Raw genomic sequence first — 13697 nt, 5'->3', positions numbered from 1 at the left:
ACGCCCACAGGGGCTGGGCGTCCGTCACGCTAGCAGGAGGCTCGGCGACGAGGTCGGCAGCGTACGGTGCGCGCGCGGGACGACCCCTCCTCTGGACACACTGGTCCGGGCGCGCGCGATGAGTTTCGGGGACGCCCAGGGTCTACCCCGACGACACCACGAGACGGGCCGCGAGCAGACCGGGCCGCTCGACCGACCGAGAGGCTCCGCCATGACCGACATCGAGACCCGCACGCTCGAGGCACCGGGTGCGACCGTGACCTACGACGTCCGCGGCGACCTGAGCGCCGCCACTCCCGAGGTGCCCGCGCTGCTGCTCATCGGCTCGCCCATGGGCGCCGACGGGTTCGGCACGCTCGCCTCGCACTTCACCGACCGACCGGTCGTCACCTACGACCCTCGCGGGGTCTCGCGCAGCGTCCGGCCCGACCCCGGGTCGCCCGTCCGCCCCGAGGACCACGCCGACGACCTCCACCGCGTGATCGACGCCCTGGGCGTCGGGCCCGTCGACATCATGGCGAGCAGCGGCGGTGCCATCAACGCGCTCGCCCTCGTGGCCGAGCACCCCGAGCAGGTGCGGACCCTCGTGGCCCACGAGCCGCCGTCGGGCCCCGCGCTGCCCGACCGCGACGCCGCGCTCGCGGCGGTCCAGGCCGTCTCGGAGACCTACCGGACCCAGGGGTTCGGGGCCGGCATGGCGCGGTTCATCACCCTGACGAGCTGGGAGGGGCCGTTCCCCGACGACGTCGCCGAGCTCCCCGCGCCGGACCCGGCCGCGTTCGGCTTCCCCGCCGGGGACGACGGGTCGCGCGACGACCCGCTGCTGGGTCAGAACCTCATCTCCTGCACCCACTACGAGCCCGCCTACGACGCGCTCACCTCGGCCTCGACCCGCGTGGTCCTCGCGGCGGGCGACGAGTCCGGCCAGCAGATGGCTGCGCGCGCGGCGCGGGCCATCGCCAAGAGCCTCGGCTCCGAGGCGGTCGCGTTCCCGAGCGGGCACGGCGGCTTCCTGGGTGACGAGTACGGGATGCCGGGCGACCCCGCGGGCTTCGCCGCAGCGCTGCGGACCGTGCTCGACGGCGACGGGCCGCGCTGAGCACCTCGCGGAGGGCAGCGGGCTCCCGCGAGGTGAGCCCGCCGCCCGGGTGAGTGCCGCCGTCGGGCACTCTGCGTCCCCCAGATGCCAGCAGCGGCGACCGCGAGGACCATGGCCGCATGACGAACCTGCTGACCGCCGACCCGCCGCCCGACACCCTGGCTCGACGCATCGGGCGCATCGCGCTCGGGCTGAGCCTGGTCTTCGCCGGGATCGGGCACCTGACGTTCTCGCGCGAGGAGTTCCAGGCCCAGGTCCCCGACTGGTTCCCCGTGAACGAGGACGTGACGGTCCTCGCGTCGGGGGCCGTCGAGATCGCGCTCGGTTCGTCGCTCGTCGTGCTGTCGCGCCGACGGGTCGCGGTCGGGCTCGTCGCGGCGGCGTTCTTCGTCGTGATCTTCCCCGGGAACATCGGGCAGTGGCTCGAGCACAAGGACGGGTTCGGGCTCGACACCGACGCCAAGCGGTTCGGCCGCCTGTTCTTCCAGCCCGTGCTCGTCGCGTGGGCGCTCTGGTCGACGGGCGCGTTCACCGCGCTGCGCACGCCGCGGGACTGAGGAGACCTACCGGTGCGACGCAGCGTCCCCCGACACCGCGGGCATGCCCAGTGCGGCGTCGACGAGCGTCTCCGCCGCGGCGCGGGCGCGCGCCGCCACGGCAGGGTCCCCCGAGATCGCGGCGGTCGTCTGCGCCCCCTCGGCCAGGATGACGAGCTGACCTGCGAGCGCCGGAGGGGCACCGGCGTCGTCGACCAGTCGTGCGACGAACCCCTCGAACGAGGCCTTGTGCGTCCGGACCGCGTCGGCGACCGCGGGGTGAGTGGTCCCGAGCTCGCCGAACGCGTTGATGAAGGCACAGCCGCGGAAGTCGTCGGCGCAGAACCAGTCGGCGAGGTAGTCGTAGATCGCGAGGAGCCGGGCGCGCGGGTCCGGCTCACCCTCGACGCGCTCGGTGATCCCCCGCTCCCACTGCTCGTGCTTGCGCGCGAGCACGGCCAGGACGATGTCGTCCTTCGAGGGGAACGTGGCGTACAGGCGCCGCAGGGACACGCCCGACTCGCGGCGCAGCTCGTCCATGCCGACGGCCGCGTAGCCCTTGGCGTAGTAGAGGCGGTCGGCTGCGTCGACGATCTTCTCCCGTGCTTCCTCTGCAGTCATGTCCATCATCCTACTTGCACCGAGAACGATCGTTCTCTAGAGTCAGGACCAGCGGCGAGAACGATCGTTCTCACGCTCCATCGTGAAGGGACGCATCATGGGCACGATCACCTCCGGCACCGAGAACAGCACACCCGTCGAGCTCTACTACGAGGACCACGGGACGGGGCAGGCCGTCGTCCTCGTCCACGGCTACCCGCTCGACGGGAACAGCTGGGAGCGCCAGTCCCGCGTCCTGCTCGACGCCGGGTACCGCGTCATCACCTATGACCGCCGCGGGTTCGGTCAGTCGAGCAAGGTCGGGACCGGGTACGACTACGACACGTTCGCTGCGGACCTCGACGCCGTCCTCGAGACCCTCGACCTGCGCGACGTGATCCTCGTCGGCTTCTCCATGGGCACGGGCGAGCTCGCCCGCTACGTCACGAACCACGGCCACGACCGCGTCGCCAAGCTCGCGTTCCTCGCCTCGCTCGAGCCCTTCCTCGTCCAGCGCGACGACAACCCCACGGGCGTCCCGCAGGAGGTGTTCGACGGGATCGCCGAGACGGCCCGCGCCGACCGCTTCGCCTGGTTCACGCAGTTCTACAACGACTTCTACAACCTCGACGAGAACCTCGGCGAGCGCATCTCCCAGGAGGTCGTCACCGCGAGCTGGAACACCGCGACCGGCTCGGCCCCCGTCGCCGCCTACGCCGTCGTGCCCACCTGGATCGAGGACTTCCGCGACGACGTCGCGGCCGTCCGGGCGAGCGGCAAGCCCGCGCTCATCCTGCACGGCACGGCCGACCGGATCCTGCCCATCGACTCGACGGGCCGCCCGTTCCACGCGGCCTTCCCCGAGGCCGACTACGTCGAGGTCGACGGCGCACCGCACGGGCTCCTGTGGACCCACGCCGAGGACGTCAACCGGGCACTGCTCGCGTTCGTCCAGAAGTAGCGCACGCCCCGCGCGGCGCACCGGGCCCCGTGGTCCGGTGCGCCGCGTCGGCGTGCGGGGTGGGCGACCACGGGGCTACACGGCCGAAGGGAACGCCTTGCGCGCGACCACCACGACGACGAGCCCCACGAGCACCAGGACCGCCCCCACGAAGGGCAGCCAGCCGACCCCGTACCCCGCGAGCACGGCACCGCCCAGGGCCGCTCCCCCGCCGATCCCGATGTTCGCGGTCGAGTTCACGAGCGCCCCCACGACGTCGGGCGACGCGCCCCGCGTACGGATCGCAGCCGTCTGGAAGATCGACGCCACGCCGCCGAACCCCGCGCCCCACACCGCGGCGGCCACGAGCACGGGGGCGAGCGCGGGGAACGCCAGGCCCAGCGCGCACAGACCCAGCGTCAGCGTCACCAGGACCACGAGGACCGTCCGGCGCGGCCGGCGGTCGAGCGAGACCCCCGCGTACCAGGTCCCGACCAGGCCCAGCGCCCCGAGCCCGAGCAGCACCGGTCCCACACCCGCGACCGAGAGCCCGGCAGCCAGGAGCAGGACCGACACGTAGGTGTACACCGAGAACTGGCCCAGGTAGACGAGCGCGTTCGCGGTCGAGACCACGGCCAGGCGCGAACGTCGGGCAGCCTGCCCGTGATCGTCTCGCCGCGCGCCCCCTCCGCCCGCGACGGCCGGCAGGAGCAGCGCGACCAGCACCGTGGTGAGCGCGCAGACCCCGGCGAGCACCGCGAACGCGGTCCGCCAGCCCACGGCTGCACCCAACGAGGTCGAGAGCGGCACGCCGAAGACGAAGCCCGCCGACGCCCCGGCGGTCACGAGCGCGAGCGCGCGGCCCGTGAACAGCGGCTGCACGAGCCGCGCGCCGTACCCGATGCTCACCGAGAAGAACAGTGCGTGCGCGATCCCGCCCACGGCCCGCCCGGCCGCGACGACGGCGAACGTCGGCGCCACCGCGACCAGGGCGTTGCTCACGGTGTACGCGACGAGCGTCCCGAGCAGCAGGCCCTTGCGCGGGAGGCGCACGGTCGCGAGCGTCAGCGGCACCGCGAGCGCGGCGACCATGAAGGCGTAGACCGTCACGAGCAGCCCCGTGGTCGACTCCGTGACGTCCAGCTCGTCGCTCATGAGCGGCAGCAGGCCCACCGGGAGCAGCTCGGTCGTCACGGCGAGGAAGGTCGCGAGCATGAGCGCAAGGATCCCCCCGGCGGCGTCCCGCACGGTCCCCGGACGCCAGCCCGGTGAGGCGTTCGGCGCAGGATCGGTCACCCAGGCATCTTGGCACGGCGCGTCGCCCTCCTCACGACGCGCCGCAGGGACGGGCACGCGGGGCCGCACCTAGGGTGAGGAGCAGGACCCGAGGGGACGGGAGGCACGGATGGTCGAGACCGTGACGCTCGACCTGCCCTTCCGCGACCGCTGGCTCGTGCAGAACAGCCCCGCCCGGCGCGTCCCGAGCCACGGGGTCGACATCCTGGGCGAGCGCTACGCGATCGACTTCGTGGGCGTCGACGAGCGGCACCGCACGGCCGCGGTGCGCGACTGGCGCACGCTCCTCGCGACCGAGCCGCCCGAGCGCTTCGTCGCGTTCGGGCGCCCGATCCTCGCGCCTGCAGGCGGTGTCGTGGCCCACGTGCACGACGGCGAGCACGACCACGAGGCCCGTCGCTCCCAGCCCGCCCTCGTGCCCTACGCGCTCGGGGCCGCCGGGCGCCTGCGCAAGGGCGTGCACGCCGTGGCGGGGAACCACGTGACGATCGCGCTCCCCGGTGCCCGGGCGTTCGTGTCGCTCGTGCACCTGCGGCGCGGGACCGTGCAGGTCGGGGTCGGCGACGAGGTGCACGTGGGGCAGCAGCTCGCCGAGTGCGGCAACTCCGGGAACTCGACCCAGCCGCACGTCCACGTGCAGGTCGCCGACAGCCTGGACCTCACGGTCGCCCAGGGGGTCCCGGTCGCGTTCCGCGACTTCCGCGAGTGGCTCCGCGGCCGGGGCGAGCCCCTCGACCGGGCGACAGGACTGCCCGGCGAACGCTCCGTCGTCGAACCCTTGCCCCTCGCCGGGACGTGACGGGCGCACGACCTTCACGTCCCGGCGCCGGCTCACCCGGGGCACGAGCGCAGCGGGGCTAAACGCTTCACCCCCTGGCCACCGACGCCCCGTGCTCCTCACCATGGGCCGGGTCCGCACGACCGTGCGGACGACGCCGCCAGAGACGAGGACGTCCGATGAGCCGCACCCCCCTCCCACCCGACGCCGCCCCCGGGCGCCTCGCCCCCGTCGTCGCGGGCCTGACGACGGCCGCGCTGCTCGCGACCCTCGCGGCCGTGGGCGTCGGAGCCGCCGCGCGCACCGCCCACGCCGCCGAGACCCCGGGCATCCATGTCGCCGACGGCCGGATCGTCGAGGGCGACGGCACCGACCTGGTGCTGCGCGGCGTCAACCACGCGCACACCTGGTTCACGGGCCAGACCTCGTCGATCGAGGCCATCAAGGACGCGGGCGCGAACTCGGTGCGCGTCGTGCTCTCGAGCGGCGACCAGTGGACGCGGAACACCCCCGAGGACGTCGCGCACATCGTCGACCTCTGCGAGGAGAACCGGCTCGTGTGCGTCCTCGAGGTCCACGACACCACGGGCTACGGCGACCAGTACGCGCCCGCGGCGGGCACGCTCGACCAGGCCGTCGACTACTGGGAGGACCTGTATCCCACGCTCGCGGGGACCGAGGACTTCGTCATGGTCAACATCGGCAACGAGCCGTTCGGCAACGACGCCGCGACCAACACGCGCTGGGGTGCGGAGACGTCCGCGGCGATCGGGCGCCTGCGAGACATCGGGTACGAGCACGCGATCGTCGTCGACGCCCCGAACTGGGGGCAGGACTGGACGAACATCATGCGGGCCGAGGCCGACGAGGTCTTCGTGTCCGACCCCGACGCCAACACGATCTTCTCGATCCACATGTACGGCGTGTACGCGCAGGCCTCGACCGTCACGCAGTACCTCGAGCACTTCGTCGACGCGGGCCTGCCCCTGATCGTCGGGGAGTTCGGCTGGCGGCAGACGTCGTCGGACGTCGACGAGGACGTCGTGCTGGCCGAGGCCGAGCGCCTCGACCTCGGGTGGCTCGCCTGGTCGTGGAGCGGCAACACCGACCCGTACCTCGACATGGTCCTGGGCTTCGACCCGGCGAACCCGAGCGCGTGGGGCACGCGCATCGTCGACGGGCCCGACGGCCTGCGGGACACCGCGGTCGAGGCGTCGTGGTTCGGCGGCACGGTCGAGCCCACCGAGGAACCCACGGAGGAGCCGACCGAGCAGCCCACCGAAGGGCCCGAGGACTGCACCGCGGCGCTGCGCGTCGTGGGCTCGTGGCCCGGAGGGTGGCAGGGCGAGGTCACGGTCACGGCGGGGTCCGCGCCGGTCGACGGCTGGTCGGTCGGCGTCCCGCTCCCGGCGGGGGCCTCGGTGACCCAGCTCTGGGGCGGGGTCCGCACCTCCACGCCCGACGGCGTCGTCGTGACCCCCGCGGCCTGGAACGGGACGCTCGCGGCGGGCGGGGCGGCGACGTTCGGGTTCATCGGGACGGGTGCCGCGCCGTCGGGCACGGGCGTGACCTGCGCGGGGTCCTGACGGGACTGCCGGGCGCTCCTCGCGGGGAGCGCCCGGCGGGACGCGGCGGGGCTGCATGCCCGACGGCGCAGCCTGGGTCGCGTGTTCGGCGCGGCCAGGAGCGACCGAGGCTCACGCCAGCGGCTGGAGCCTGAACAGGCGGACCACCCGGCCCGACTCGCGCTCGTACGCGCGGTACCCCGGCCACTGCGCCTGGATGAGGTCCCACGCGGCCTCACGCTCGCCGTCGTCCTCGACGAGGGACGCCCGCACCCTCATGTCCCGGCCGCGCACCGTGATCGCGGCGTCGGGGTGCGCCAGCAGGTTGTACGTCCAGGCCGGGTGCCGGTCCCGCGCGAACGACGTCCCGGCCACGATCGCCCGGCCATGGCCGTCGGGCGTGTACATGAGGTAGGTGCTGCGCGGCTCGCCCGACCTCGCGCCTGTCGTGTGCAGGACGAGCGAGGGCACGAGGATCGCGCTGAGCTGCACGCGACCTCGCGAGACGCGCGCGAGGAAGCGTTCGGCCGGCGGCAGCACGACCGGCCCGATCCTGCGGAACGCCCGCGTGCGCGTGAGCGGGGCGACGAGCGACCGGACGACCTGCAGCAGGGAGGTCATGCCCTCCATGATGGCCGCGACGGCTGCGGGGTGCGCGTCCGGGGTGGCCGATCGAGCGGCCGGGTGCGAGGCGAGGGGCGGGATCGACGGGCGCCAGGCATCGGGCCCGTCAGCGCGCCGCCGCGTACTCCTCATCGGTCACGTGCTCGAGCCACGTCGTGGTGGTCGCCGCGTCGTCGGCGTTCTCGAGCATCGCGAGGTGCTCCATGAAGTCGTCCGTGGTCGCGCCGTGCCAGTGCTCCTCGCCCGGCGGGCAGTAGACCGTCTCGCCGGGATGCACCTCGACCACGGACTCCCCGCGGGACTGGACGAGCGCCACGCCCGACACCACGTGCAGCGTCTGCCCCTTGGCGTGCGAGTGCCAGGCGGTCCGTGCCCCCGGCGCGAAGCGCACGAGCGCGACGACCATGCGCTGCGAGGGGTCCTGCGGCAGGGCGATCGGGTCGAGCCACACGTCGCCCGTGAACTGCTCGGGCGGGTTCTTGGTGGTCGCGGGCTTGGTCAGCTTCTGCATCAGAGGTCCTTCTCGGTGGGGATGGTGGTCGGGCGTCCTGTCGGCCCGGGGCTCCCGGCGGGAGCACCGGCCTGCACCCCGTGGCCCTCGGCGGCCGCGCCGTCGGCCTCCGTGGCGCGCGTGGCGGCCCACGAGGCGAGGAGCTTGAGCCCGTCGTCGGACGACGACCCGGGTACCGCGGTGTAGACGTTGAGCTGCAGGCCGGCGTCCGCGGGCAGCTCCAACGCCTCGTAGTCGAGCTCGAGCCTGCCCACCGCCGGGTGGTGGAAGACCTTGGTCCCCGTCCGGTGGAGCCGCACGTCGTGCGACGCCCAGAGCCGACGGAAGTCCTCGCTGCGGGTCGACAGCTCCCCGACCAGCGCGGTGAGCGCCGAGTCGAACGGGTTCTTCCCGGCCTCGGCCCGCAGGATCGCGACCGCGTCGTGCGCGATCCGGTCGTACCGGTCGCCCCAGAACTCGCGTGCGGCGTCCGGGTCGAGGAACTGGAACCGGGCCGTGTTGACGGGCTTGTTCGCGATCCGCTCGGGCGAGTCGTAGATCGGCGCGTAGAGCGCCCGGCCCAGGGTGTTCGTGCCCAGCACGTCGAGCCGACCGTTGCGCACGAACGCGGGCGCGCCGTCCATCGCGTCGAGGATCCGCTGGACGGCGGGCCGCAGGACCGGCGCCGGAGTCCGGCGGGCGCGCGACCGCGCAGCGCCCGACGCGTTGGCCGCACGCGCCAGGTCGAACAGGTGGCGGTGCTCGGCCTCGTCGAGCTGGAGCGCCTGGGCCAGGGCCTCGAGCACCTCCTCGGACACCCCGCCGAGGCTCCCGCGCTCGAGCCGCGTGTAGTAGTCGACGCTCACCCCGGCGAGCATCGCGACCTCCTCGCGACGCAGGCCAGGGACCCGACGGTTGGTGCCGTACGCGGGCAGACCGGCGCGGTCCGGGGTGATCCGGGCGCGGCGCGTCGTGAGGAAGTCGCGGGTCTCCGCCTTCAGGTCCATGCCTACGACGGTACGACCAGAGGCCGGTGCGGGGGGAGGTACTGGTGGTACCCGGGACTGCCCGGGCCCTCGTGAGCCGGGCCCACCCGCTGGCTCAGCGACGCGCCCGGCTCACCGGTGCACGTCGTACGTCAGGCGCAACGCGCCCGTCTCCGTCGGCTCGGAAGCCGCCAGGCGCCAGCTCGACGCGGGCAGGCCGTCGTCGAACAGCCGCTCTCCCCCGCCCGAGATCTCGGGGCACAGCATGAGGCTCAGGCGGTCGAGCCGTCCTGCGGCGACGAGCTGTCGCAGGATCGACGCGCTCGACATGACCCACACGTCACCGCCGGCCTGCTCCTGAAGGTGCGCGACGACGTCGGGCGGGCTCTGCGCGGTCACGCGCGCCCCCGACCACCCGGCCTCGGTGAGCGTGCGCGAGAAGACGACCTTCTCGACGTCGTCCAGCCAGCGCGAGAACTCCCGGCTGCGCGGGTCCGCGGACTCGTCGCCCGCGACCGCGGGCCAGTAGGAGCGGAACCCCTCGTAGTTCTTGCGGCCGAGAAGGACCGTGGTGCTGGTCCGCATCAGGTCCTCCAGGAGGCCGAACGCCGCGTCGCTCACGGCGTGCGGGGCCACCCATCCCATGTCGTTCTCGCCGCCCGGGCCGTTGATGCGGCCGTCGAGCGAGACGGAGACGTTGCCGACGACGGTGCGTGAGCTCGGGGCCATGGTGCGATCCTCCTGCGGTGGGACTGGTGTCGCACGGTAGACGGGCGCGGGACCGAGAACTCATCGGTCCCGCGGACAGCGCGGAGGCCGGACCGAGAACCGGACATCTCGACCAGCAGGAGGTGCGTGCCGATGCTCTTCCGACAGCAACAGTCATGGCGTCCAGTCGCTACCGCGGGCAATGCCCCCGGTGCTACAGTCTCGCAGTTCACCTCCCCCCAAGACGCGAGGCGCGGTCCATGATCACCCAGCTTGCCCGGTACACCCGACACATGATCCTTCTGACGATCGTCGGGATCCTCCTGATCCTCGTCTCGCAGGCCGGCTCCGACTCGGGGGGCTTCCTCGTGACGGGGATCCTCGCCGTGGTCGTCGGGGTGGGCCTGCTCGTCCTGACCATCGTCGGCGGCCGACGCAAGAGTCGCCAGTGACGGCCCGCACGGGCTCGAGCCGGCGCGCCACGGTCCTTCTCGCCGCCCCGATCGCCCTCGTCCTCGCGCTGTCCGCCTGCTCGGGCGGGGCGGACGAGGCCTCCCCGACCCCCACGCCGTCCGCTCCGAGCGGCGTGCTCGCAGGGTCCGAGCACGGCCTCGCCGTGGGGAGCACGGAGGCCGTCCCGTTCGACGCGTCGGCCGTGAGCCAGGGACCGCAGGCCACGTTCACCACCCCGGCGACAAGCCTCGTCTACGACGGCAAGGGCAACGAGGACCCGGCCGTCGCCCAGGTCGAGCTCACCTCCCTGACCGAGGGCTCGGTCGAGGACCTGAACCTCGACGAGTCGTCGCTCGCTCTCGTCGAGGGCGCCACGCTCTACTACCTGTCGTACAAGCTCTCGTACGTCAACGGTCCCGTGTTCACCATGCCGAACTTCAACTCGTTCGCTCTCCTCGCGGGCGACGAGAACGTCACGGACGACATCTCCAACTTCAGCGCAGGGAACGCCGAGTGCGGCACGGCCTACGAGGTCGAGAACTTCGGGGCCGGCGCCTCCATGGAGACCTGCACCTGGTTCTTCGTCACCGCGGGCAACCCCGCCCCCACCGCCGTGCAGTGGTACTCGCCCGCGATGCTGGACGCGGGACTGACCCCGGTCACCTGGCCCATCGGCTGAGTCCGCGGGGCGCTGCCGCGGCGGTCGGCGCCCCGTCCGCCGCTCCGGATGCGCGAGCCGTGAACGGCTGCAAGGCTCCGAGACATGTCACGATCCAAGCCAGCCTCCCCCGCCATCGTCCGGCAGCAGCAGGCCTTGCGAGACAGCCTGCCGTTCCACGACACCCAGGACTTCGACGACACCAGTCGTGGGCTCCTCGGCCGACGCACCCCGAACGCGGTGACCGCCGAGGACGGCCGCGTCGTCTGGGACAACGACACCTACGACTTCCTCCAGGGCGAGGCCCCGGACACGGTCAACCCGAGCCTGTGGCGCCAGTCCCAGCTCGTCGCGACGCAGGGCCTGTTCGAGGTCGTCGAGGGCATCTACCAGGTCCGTGGCTTCGACCTGTCCAACGTCACCTTCATCGAGGGCGAGACCGGCGTGATCGTGCTGGACCCCCTCATCTCGACGGAGACGGCCGCCGCGGCGCTCGCGCTGTACCGCGAGCACCGCGGGGACCGCCCGGTCACGGGCGTCATCTACACCCACTCGCACGTCGACCACTTCGGCGGTGTCAAGGGTGTCACGACCCAGGAGGACGTCGACGCCGGGCGCGTGCCGGTCCTCGCTCCCGAGGGGTTCACCGAGCACGCCGTCTCGGAGAACGTCTACGCGGGCACGGCCATGGGGCGCAGGTCGGGATACATGTACGGGGCGGCTCTCGCGCGCGGGCCGCAGGGACAGGTCGGGGCCGGGCTCGGACAGACGACGTCGACGGGAACCATCACCCTCATCGCCCCGACCGTGGACATCACCACGACCGGCGAGGAGAAGACGGTCGACGGCGTCCGGATGATCTTCCAGATGGCCCCCGACACCGAGGCGCCGTCGGAGATGCTCGTCTACTTCCCCGACCACCGCGCGCTGTGCGCGGCCGAGGACGCGACGCACAACCTGCACAACCTGCTGACGCTGCGCGGCGCCGTCGTGCGTGACCCGCATGCCTGGGCGCACTACCTCACCGAGTCGATCGAGCTCTTCGGCGACGACCTCGAGGTCGTCTTCGCGTCCCACCACTGGCCCACGTGGGGCAACGCACGCATCCTTGAGTACCTGAACATCCAGCGCGACCTCTACGCGTACCTCCACGACCAGACCTTGCGCCTGCTCAACCAGGGACTGACCGGGATCGAGATCGCCGAGGTCCTCACGCTCCCCCCGGCGCTCGAGAACGCGTGGAGCACCCATGGCTACTACGGCTCCGTGAGCCACAACGTCAAGGCCATCTACCAGCGGTACATGGGCTGGTACGACGGGAACCCCGCGCACCTGTGGGAGCACCCGCCGGTCGAGGCGGGCAAGCGCTATGTCGAGCTCGGCGGTGGTGCGGACGCCGTGGTCGCCAAGGCCCAGACCGCGTTCGACGAGGGCGACTACCGCTGGGTCGCGGAGCTCCTGAACCACGTCGTCTTCGCCGAGCCCGACCACGCCGGAGCACGCGAGCTGCTCGCCGACACCTACGAGCAGCTCGGGTACGGGGCGGAGAACGGCACCTGGCGCAGCGTCTACCTCTCGGGGACGACCGAGCTGCGCGACGGCCCGTTCGGGACGCCCATCGTCACGGTGTCGGGTGACATGGTCGCCCAGCTCTCCCCGACGATGCTGTTCGACGCCCTCGCGATCCAGGTCGACGGGCCGCGGGCGTGGGACGAGAACCTGTCGATCGACGTCGTGCTGACCGACGTCGACGAGCGCTACCGCCTGCGCCTCGCCAACGGGGTGCTCAGCTACAACACGGCCGTCCAGAAGAGCCCTGCCGACGCCACGCTCACCGGGACCAAGCGTGCGCTACCGGTCCTCGCGAGCGGGAACGTCACCCCGGACACGCTTGCCCAGGCGGGCATCGAGCTGACCGGTGACGCGACCGTGCTGGGTCGCCTCGCCGCCGTGCTGGACCCGGGAGACCGGGACTTCGCCATCGTCACCCCGTGACCCGGGCCATGTCCTCACCTGTCGCAGTCCCGTCGCCCCGGTGGCGAGTCGCACCCTCGGTGCCCGTCGCGGCGGTCGTGTTCGTCGTCTACTGCGTGATCGTCGTCGGCCTGATGAAGGTCTCGGGCGTCGGGTACGAGCACTTCTTCGACACCGCGGACACCACGCTGCGCACCGCGGTCCTGCCGCTCGCGGCAGGCGCCGTCTGGCTCGTCGCCTTCCTCGCCTGGGCGCGCTGGGACCACGTGTTCCGGGACGCTCGCCGCCTGCCGACGAGCTGGTTCCTCTGGACGCTGCCGGCCGTCATGGTCCTCATCTCGGTGCTGCACCTCCTAGGACTCGAGTGGAGCCTGTTCGCCCCCGCGCACGTGCTCGCCGTCCTGCTGGCGAGCCTGCTCGTCGGGTTCACCGAGGAGACCTTGTTCCGTGGGGTCGTCCTGCGCTCGATGCGGCAGGGGGAACGGTCCGAGGGCATGGCGATCCTGTGGACGACGCTCTGGTTCGGCGCGTTCCACCTGACCAACCTCCTGCTGAACGAGCCCGGCGCCGTCATCCAGATCTTCTTCGCCGCCCTCACCGGGACCGGCCTCTACCTGGCGCGGCGCGGGACCGGCACGATCCTGGCCGCCATGGCCCTCCACGCGCTCTGGGACTTCTCGTCCTTCCTGGTCGGGGTCCACCCGGCCGACAACGGTGCGGCCATGGGCGCGAACTTCCTCGTCCCGGTCGTCTACGTCCTGGCTGCGGTGACGCTCGTCGTGCTCGTCGTCCGCGAGCGCACGCGGCCCGCCCGCGAGGCGATCACCCCGGCGCTCGTGCCCGACGTCGGGGCGCGCCCGTGAGCTGTGTCCAGTGGGGCTCGCGCCCTCTGGCCGACCGCTGATCAGCACCCCACCTGCGACGACGGACCTTGAGCGCCGACCTGCTCGCAGGCGGGAGGACGCTTGTCCGCACAACCGGCCGAGAGCG

Annotated in this window: 15 protein-coding genes; 9 read left to right on the top strand and 6 right to left on the bottom strand. The window is 72.7% G+C overall.

Annotation, left to right across the window (positions count from 1 at the left end; translation table 11 throughout):
* Nucleotides 1-211: 211 nt before the first annotated feature.
* Both ASE27_RS18545 and ASE27_RS18540 read left to right on the top strand, forming a co-directional pair.
* On the top strand, nucleotides 212-1099 hold the full coding sequence (locus ASE27_RS18545) for an alpha/beta fold hydrolase (protein ID WP_056654138.1): 888 nt from the start codon (nucleotides 212-214) through the stop codon (nucleotides 1097-1099).
* 119 nt (nucleotides 1100-1218) lie between these two features.
* A complete protein-coding gene (locus ASE27_RS18540) occupies nucleotides 1219-1656 on the top strand; it encodes a hypothetical protein (protein WP_056654135.1) in 438 nt (145 codons plus the stop codon).
* Between the two features lie 6 nt (nucleotides 1657-1662).
* Here ASE27_RS18540 and ASE27_RS18535 read toward each other — a convergent pair whose 3' ends face one another.
* A complete protein-coding gene (locus ASE27_RS18535; RefSeq protein ID WP_056654393.1) occupies nucleotides 1663-2256 on the bottom strand; it encodes a TetR/AcrR family transcriptional regulator in 594 nt (197 codons plus the stop codon).
* 97 nt (nucleotides 2257-2353) lie between these two features.
* Here ASE27_RS18535 and ASE27_RS18530 point away from each other — a divergent pair, with 97 nt between their 5' ends.
* Complete coding sequence (locus ASE27_RS18530; RefSeq protein WP_056654390.1) at nucleotides 2354-3196, top strand: alpha/beta fold hydrolase; 843 nt, start codon at nucleotides 2354-2356, stop codon at nucleotides 3194-3196.
* A gap of 75 nt (nucleotides 3197-3271) precedes the next feature.
* On the opposite strand, the gene ASE27_RS18525 is transcribed toward ASE27_RS18530, so the two are convergent.
* Nucleotides 3272-4471 carry an MFS transporter gene (locus ASE27_RS18525; RefSeq protein ID WP_235535494.1) on the bottom strand — a complete coding sequence of 400 codons (1200 nt, stop codon included), beginning with the start codon at nucleotides 4469-4471 and terminating at the stop codon, nucleotides 3272-3274.
* 109 nt (nucleotides 4472-4580) lie between these two features.
* Here ASE27_RS18525 and ASE27_RS18520 point away from each other — a divergent pair, with 109 nt between their 5' ends.
* A complete protein-coding gene (locus ASE27_RS18520) occupies nucleotides 4581-5270 on the top strand; it encodes a M23 family metallopeptidase (protein WP_056654131.1) in 690 nt (229 codons plus the stop codon).
* A 158-nt stretch (nucleotides 5271-5428) separates the two neighbouring features.
* Nucleotides 5429-6835: a cellulase family glycosylhydrolase gene (locus ASE27_RS18515; protein WP_056654129.1), complete on the top strand. Its 1407-nt coding sequence runs from the start codon at nucleotides 5429-5431 to the stop codon at nucleotides 6833-6835.
* Nucleotides 6836-6946: 111 nt separating this feature from the next.
* Here the strand turns inward: ASE27_RS18515 and ASE27_RS18510 are convergent, their stop codons facing one another.
* The 4 genes from ASE27_RS18510 to ASE27_RS18495 all read right to left on the bottom strand — a co-directional run bounded on the left by ASE27_RS18510 (nucleotide 6947) and on the right by ASE27_RS18495 (nucleotide 9643).
* Complete coding sequence (locus ASE27_RS18510) at nucleotides 6947-7435, bottom strand: nitroreductase family deazaflavin-dependent oxidoreductase (protein ID WP_056654126.1); 489 nt, start codon at nucleotides 7433-7435, stop codon at nucleotides 6947-6949.
* 109 nt (nucleotides 7436-7544) lie between these two features.
* On the bottom strand, nucleotides 7545-7949 hold the full coding sequence (locus ASE27_RS18505; protein WP_056654123.1) for a cupin domain-containing protein: 405 nt from the start codon (nucleotides 7947-7949) through the stop codon (nucleotides 7545-7547).
* On the bottom strand, nucleotides 7949-8935 hold the full coding sequence (locus ASE27_RS18500; protein ID WP_082609129.1) for a helix-turn-helix transcriptional regulator: 987 nt from the start codon (nucleotides 8933-8935) through the stop codon (nucleotides 7949-7951). Before ASE27_RS18500 ends, ASE27_RS18505 begins: the two co-directional genes overlap by 1 nt.
* A gap of 111 nt (nucleotides 8936-9046) precedes the next feature.
* Nucleotides 9047-9643 carry a dihydrofolate reductase family protein gene (locus tag ASE27_RS18495; RefSeq protein WP_056654120.1) on the bottom strand — a complete coding sequence of 199 codons (597 nt, stop codon included), beginning with the start codon at nucleotides 9641-9643 and terminating at the stop codon, nucleotides 9047-9049.
* A gap of 239 nt (nucleotides 9644-9882) precedes the next feature.
* Between ASE27_RS18495 and ASE27_RS20385 the strand changes: the two genes are divergently transcribed.
* The 4 genes from ASE27_RS20385 (at nucleotide 9883) to ASE27_RS18480 (ending at nucleotide 13570) form a co-directional block, all read left to right on the top strand.
* Nucleotides 9883-10074, top strand: a complete 192-nt coding sequence (locus ASE27_RS20385) for a hypothetical protein (protein WP_157257707.1) — start codon at nucleotides 9883-9885, stop codon at nucleotides 10072-10074.
* The gene (locus ASE27_RS18490; protein ID WP_056654117.1) at nucleotides 10071-10754 is read left to right on the top strand and encodes a hypothetical protein; all 684 of its coding nucleotides are present in this window, start codon (nucleotides 10071-10073) and stop codon (nucleotides 10752-10754) included. The genes ASE27_RS20385 and ASE27_RS18490 overlap by 4 nt, the downstream gene beginning before the upstream one ends.
* 84 nt (nucleotides 10755-10838) lie before the next feature.
* Nucleotides 10839-12728, top strand: coding sequence for an alkyl/aryl-sulfatase (locus ASE27_RS18485; RefSeq protein WP_056654114.1), 1890 nt, complete (start codon nucleotides 10839-10841; stop codon nucleotides 12726-12728).
* Nucleotides 12729-12736: 8 nt separating this feature from the next.
* Nucleotides 12737-13570, top strand: a complete 834-nt coding sequence (locus ASE27_RS18480; RefSeq protein WP_157257706.1) for a CPBP family intramembrane glutamic endopeptidase — start codon at nucleotides 12737-12739, stop codon at nucleotides 13568-13570.
* Nucleotides 13571-13697 lie beyond the last annotated feature (127 nt).

Origin of the sequence: Oerskovia sp. Root918, assembly GCF_001428945.1 — a bacterium.
Classification (GTDB): domain Bacteria; phylum Actinomycetota; class Actinomycetes; order Actinomycetales; family Cellulomonadaceae; genus Oerskovia; species Oerskovia enterophila.
The sequence above is the reverse complement of the archived record's forward strand: the minus strand, read 5'-3'. Positions and strand labels throughout refer to the sequence as shown.

Coding starts and splice junctions, on each gene's coding strand:
- ASE27_RS18545 (WP_056654138.1), top strand. CDS start 212: ATGACCGACATCGAGACCCGCACGCTCGAGGCACCGGGTGCGACCGTG.
- ASE27_RS18540 (WP_056654135.1), top strand. CDS start 1,219: ATGACGAACCTGCTGACCGCCGACCCGCCGCCCGACACCCTGGCTCGA.
- ASE27_RS18535 (WP_056654393.1), bottom strand. CDS start 2,256: ATGACTGCAGAGGAAGCACGGGAGAAGATCGTCGACGCAGCCGACCGC.
- ASE27_RS18530 (WP_056654390.1), top strand. CDS start 2,354: ATGGGCACGATCACCTCCGGCACCGAGAACAGCACACCCGTCGAGCTC.
- ASE27_RS18520 (WP_056654131.1), top strand. CDS start 4,581: ATGGTCGAGACCGTGACGCTCGACCTGCCCTTCCGCGACCGCTGGCTC.
- ASE27_RS18515 (WP_056654129.1), top strand. CDS start 5,429: ATGAGCCGCACCCCCCTCCCACCCGACGCCGCCCCCGGGCGCCTCGCC.
- ASE27_RS18510 (WP_056654126.1), bottom strand. CDS start 7,435: ATGACCTCCCTGCTGCAGGTCGTCCGGTCGCTCGTCGCCCCGCTCACG.
- ASE27_RS18505 (WP_056654123.1), bottom strand. CDS start 7,949: ATGCAGAAGCTGACCAAGCCCGCGACCACCAAGAACCCGCCCGAGCAG.
- ASE27_RS18500 (WP_082609129.1), bottom strand. CDS start 8,935: ATGGACCTGAAGGCGGAGACCCGCGACTTCCTCACGACGCGCCGCGCC.
- ASE27_RS18495 (WP_056654120.1), bottom strand. CDS start 9,643: ATGGCCCCGAGCTCACGCACCGTCGTCGGCAACGTCTCCGTCTCGCTC.
- ASE27_RS20385 (WP_157257707.1), top strand. CDS start 9,883: ATGATCACCCAGCTTGCCCGGTACACCCGACACATGATCCTTCTGACG.
- ASE27_RS18485 (WP_056654114.1), top strand. CDS start 10,839: ATGTCACGATCCAAGCCAGCCTCCCCCGCCATCGTCCGGCAGCAGCAG.
- ASE27_RS18480 (WP_157257706.1), top strand. CDS start 12,737: ATGTCCTCACCTGTCGCAGTCCCGTCGCCCCGGTGGCGAGTCGCACCC.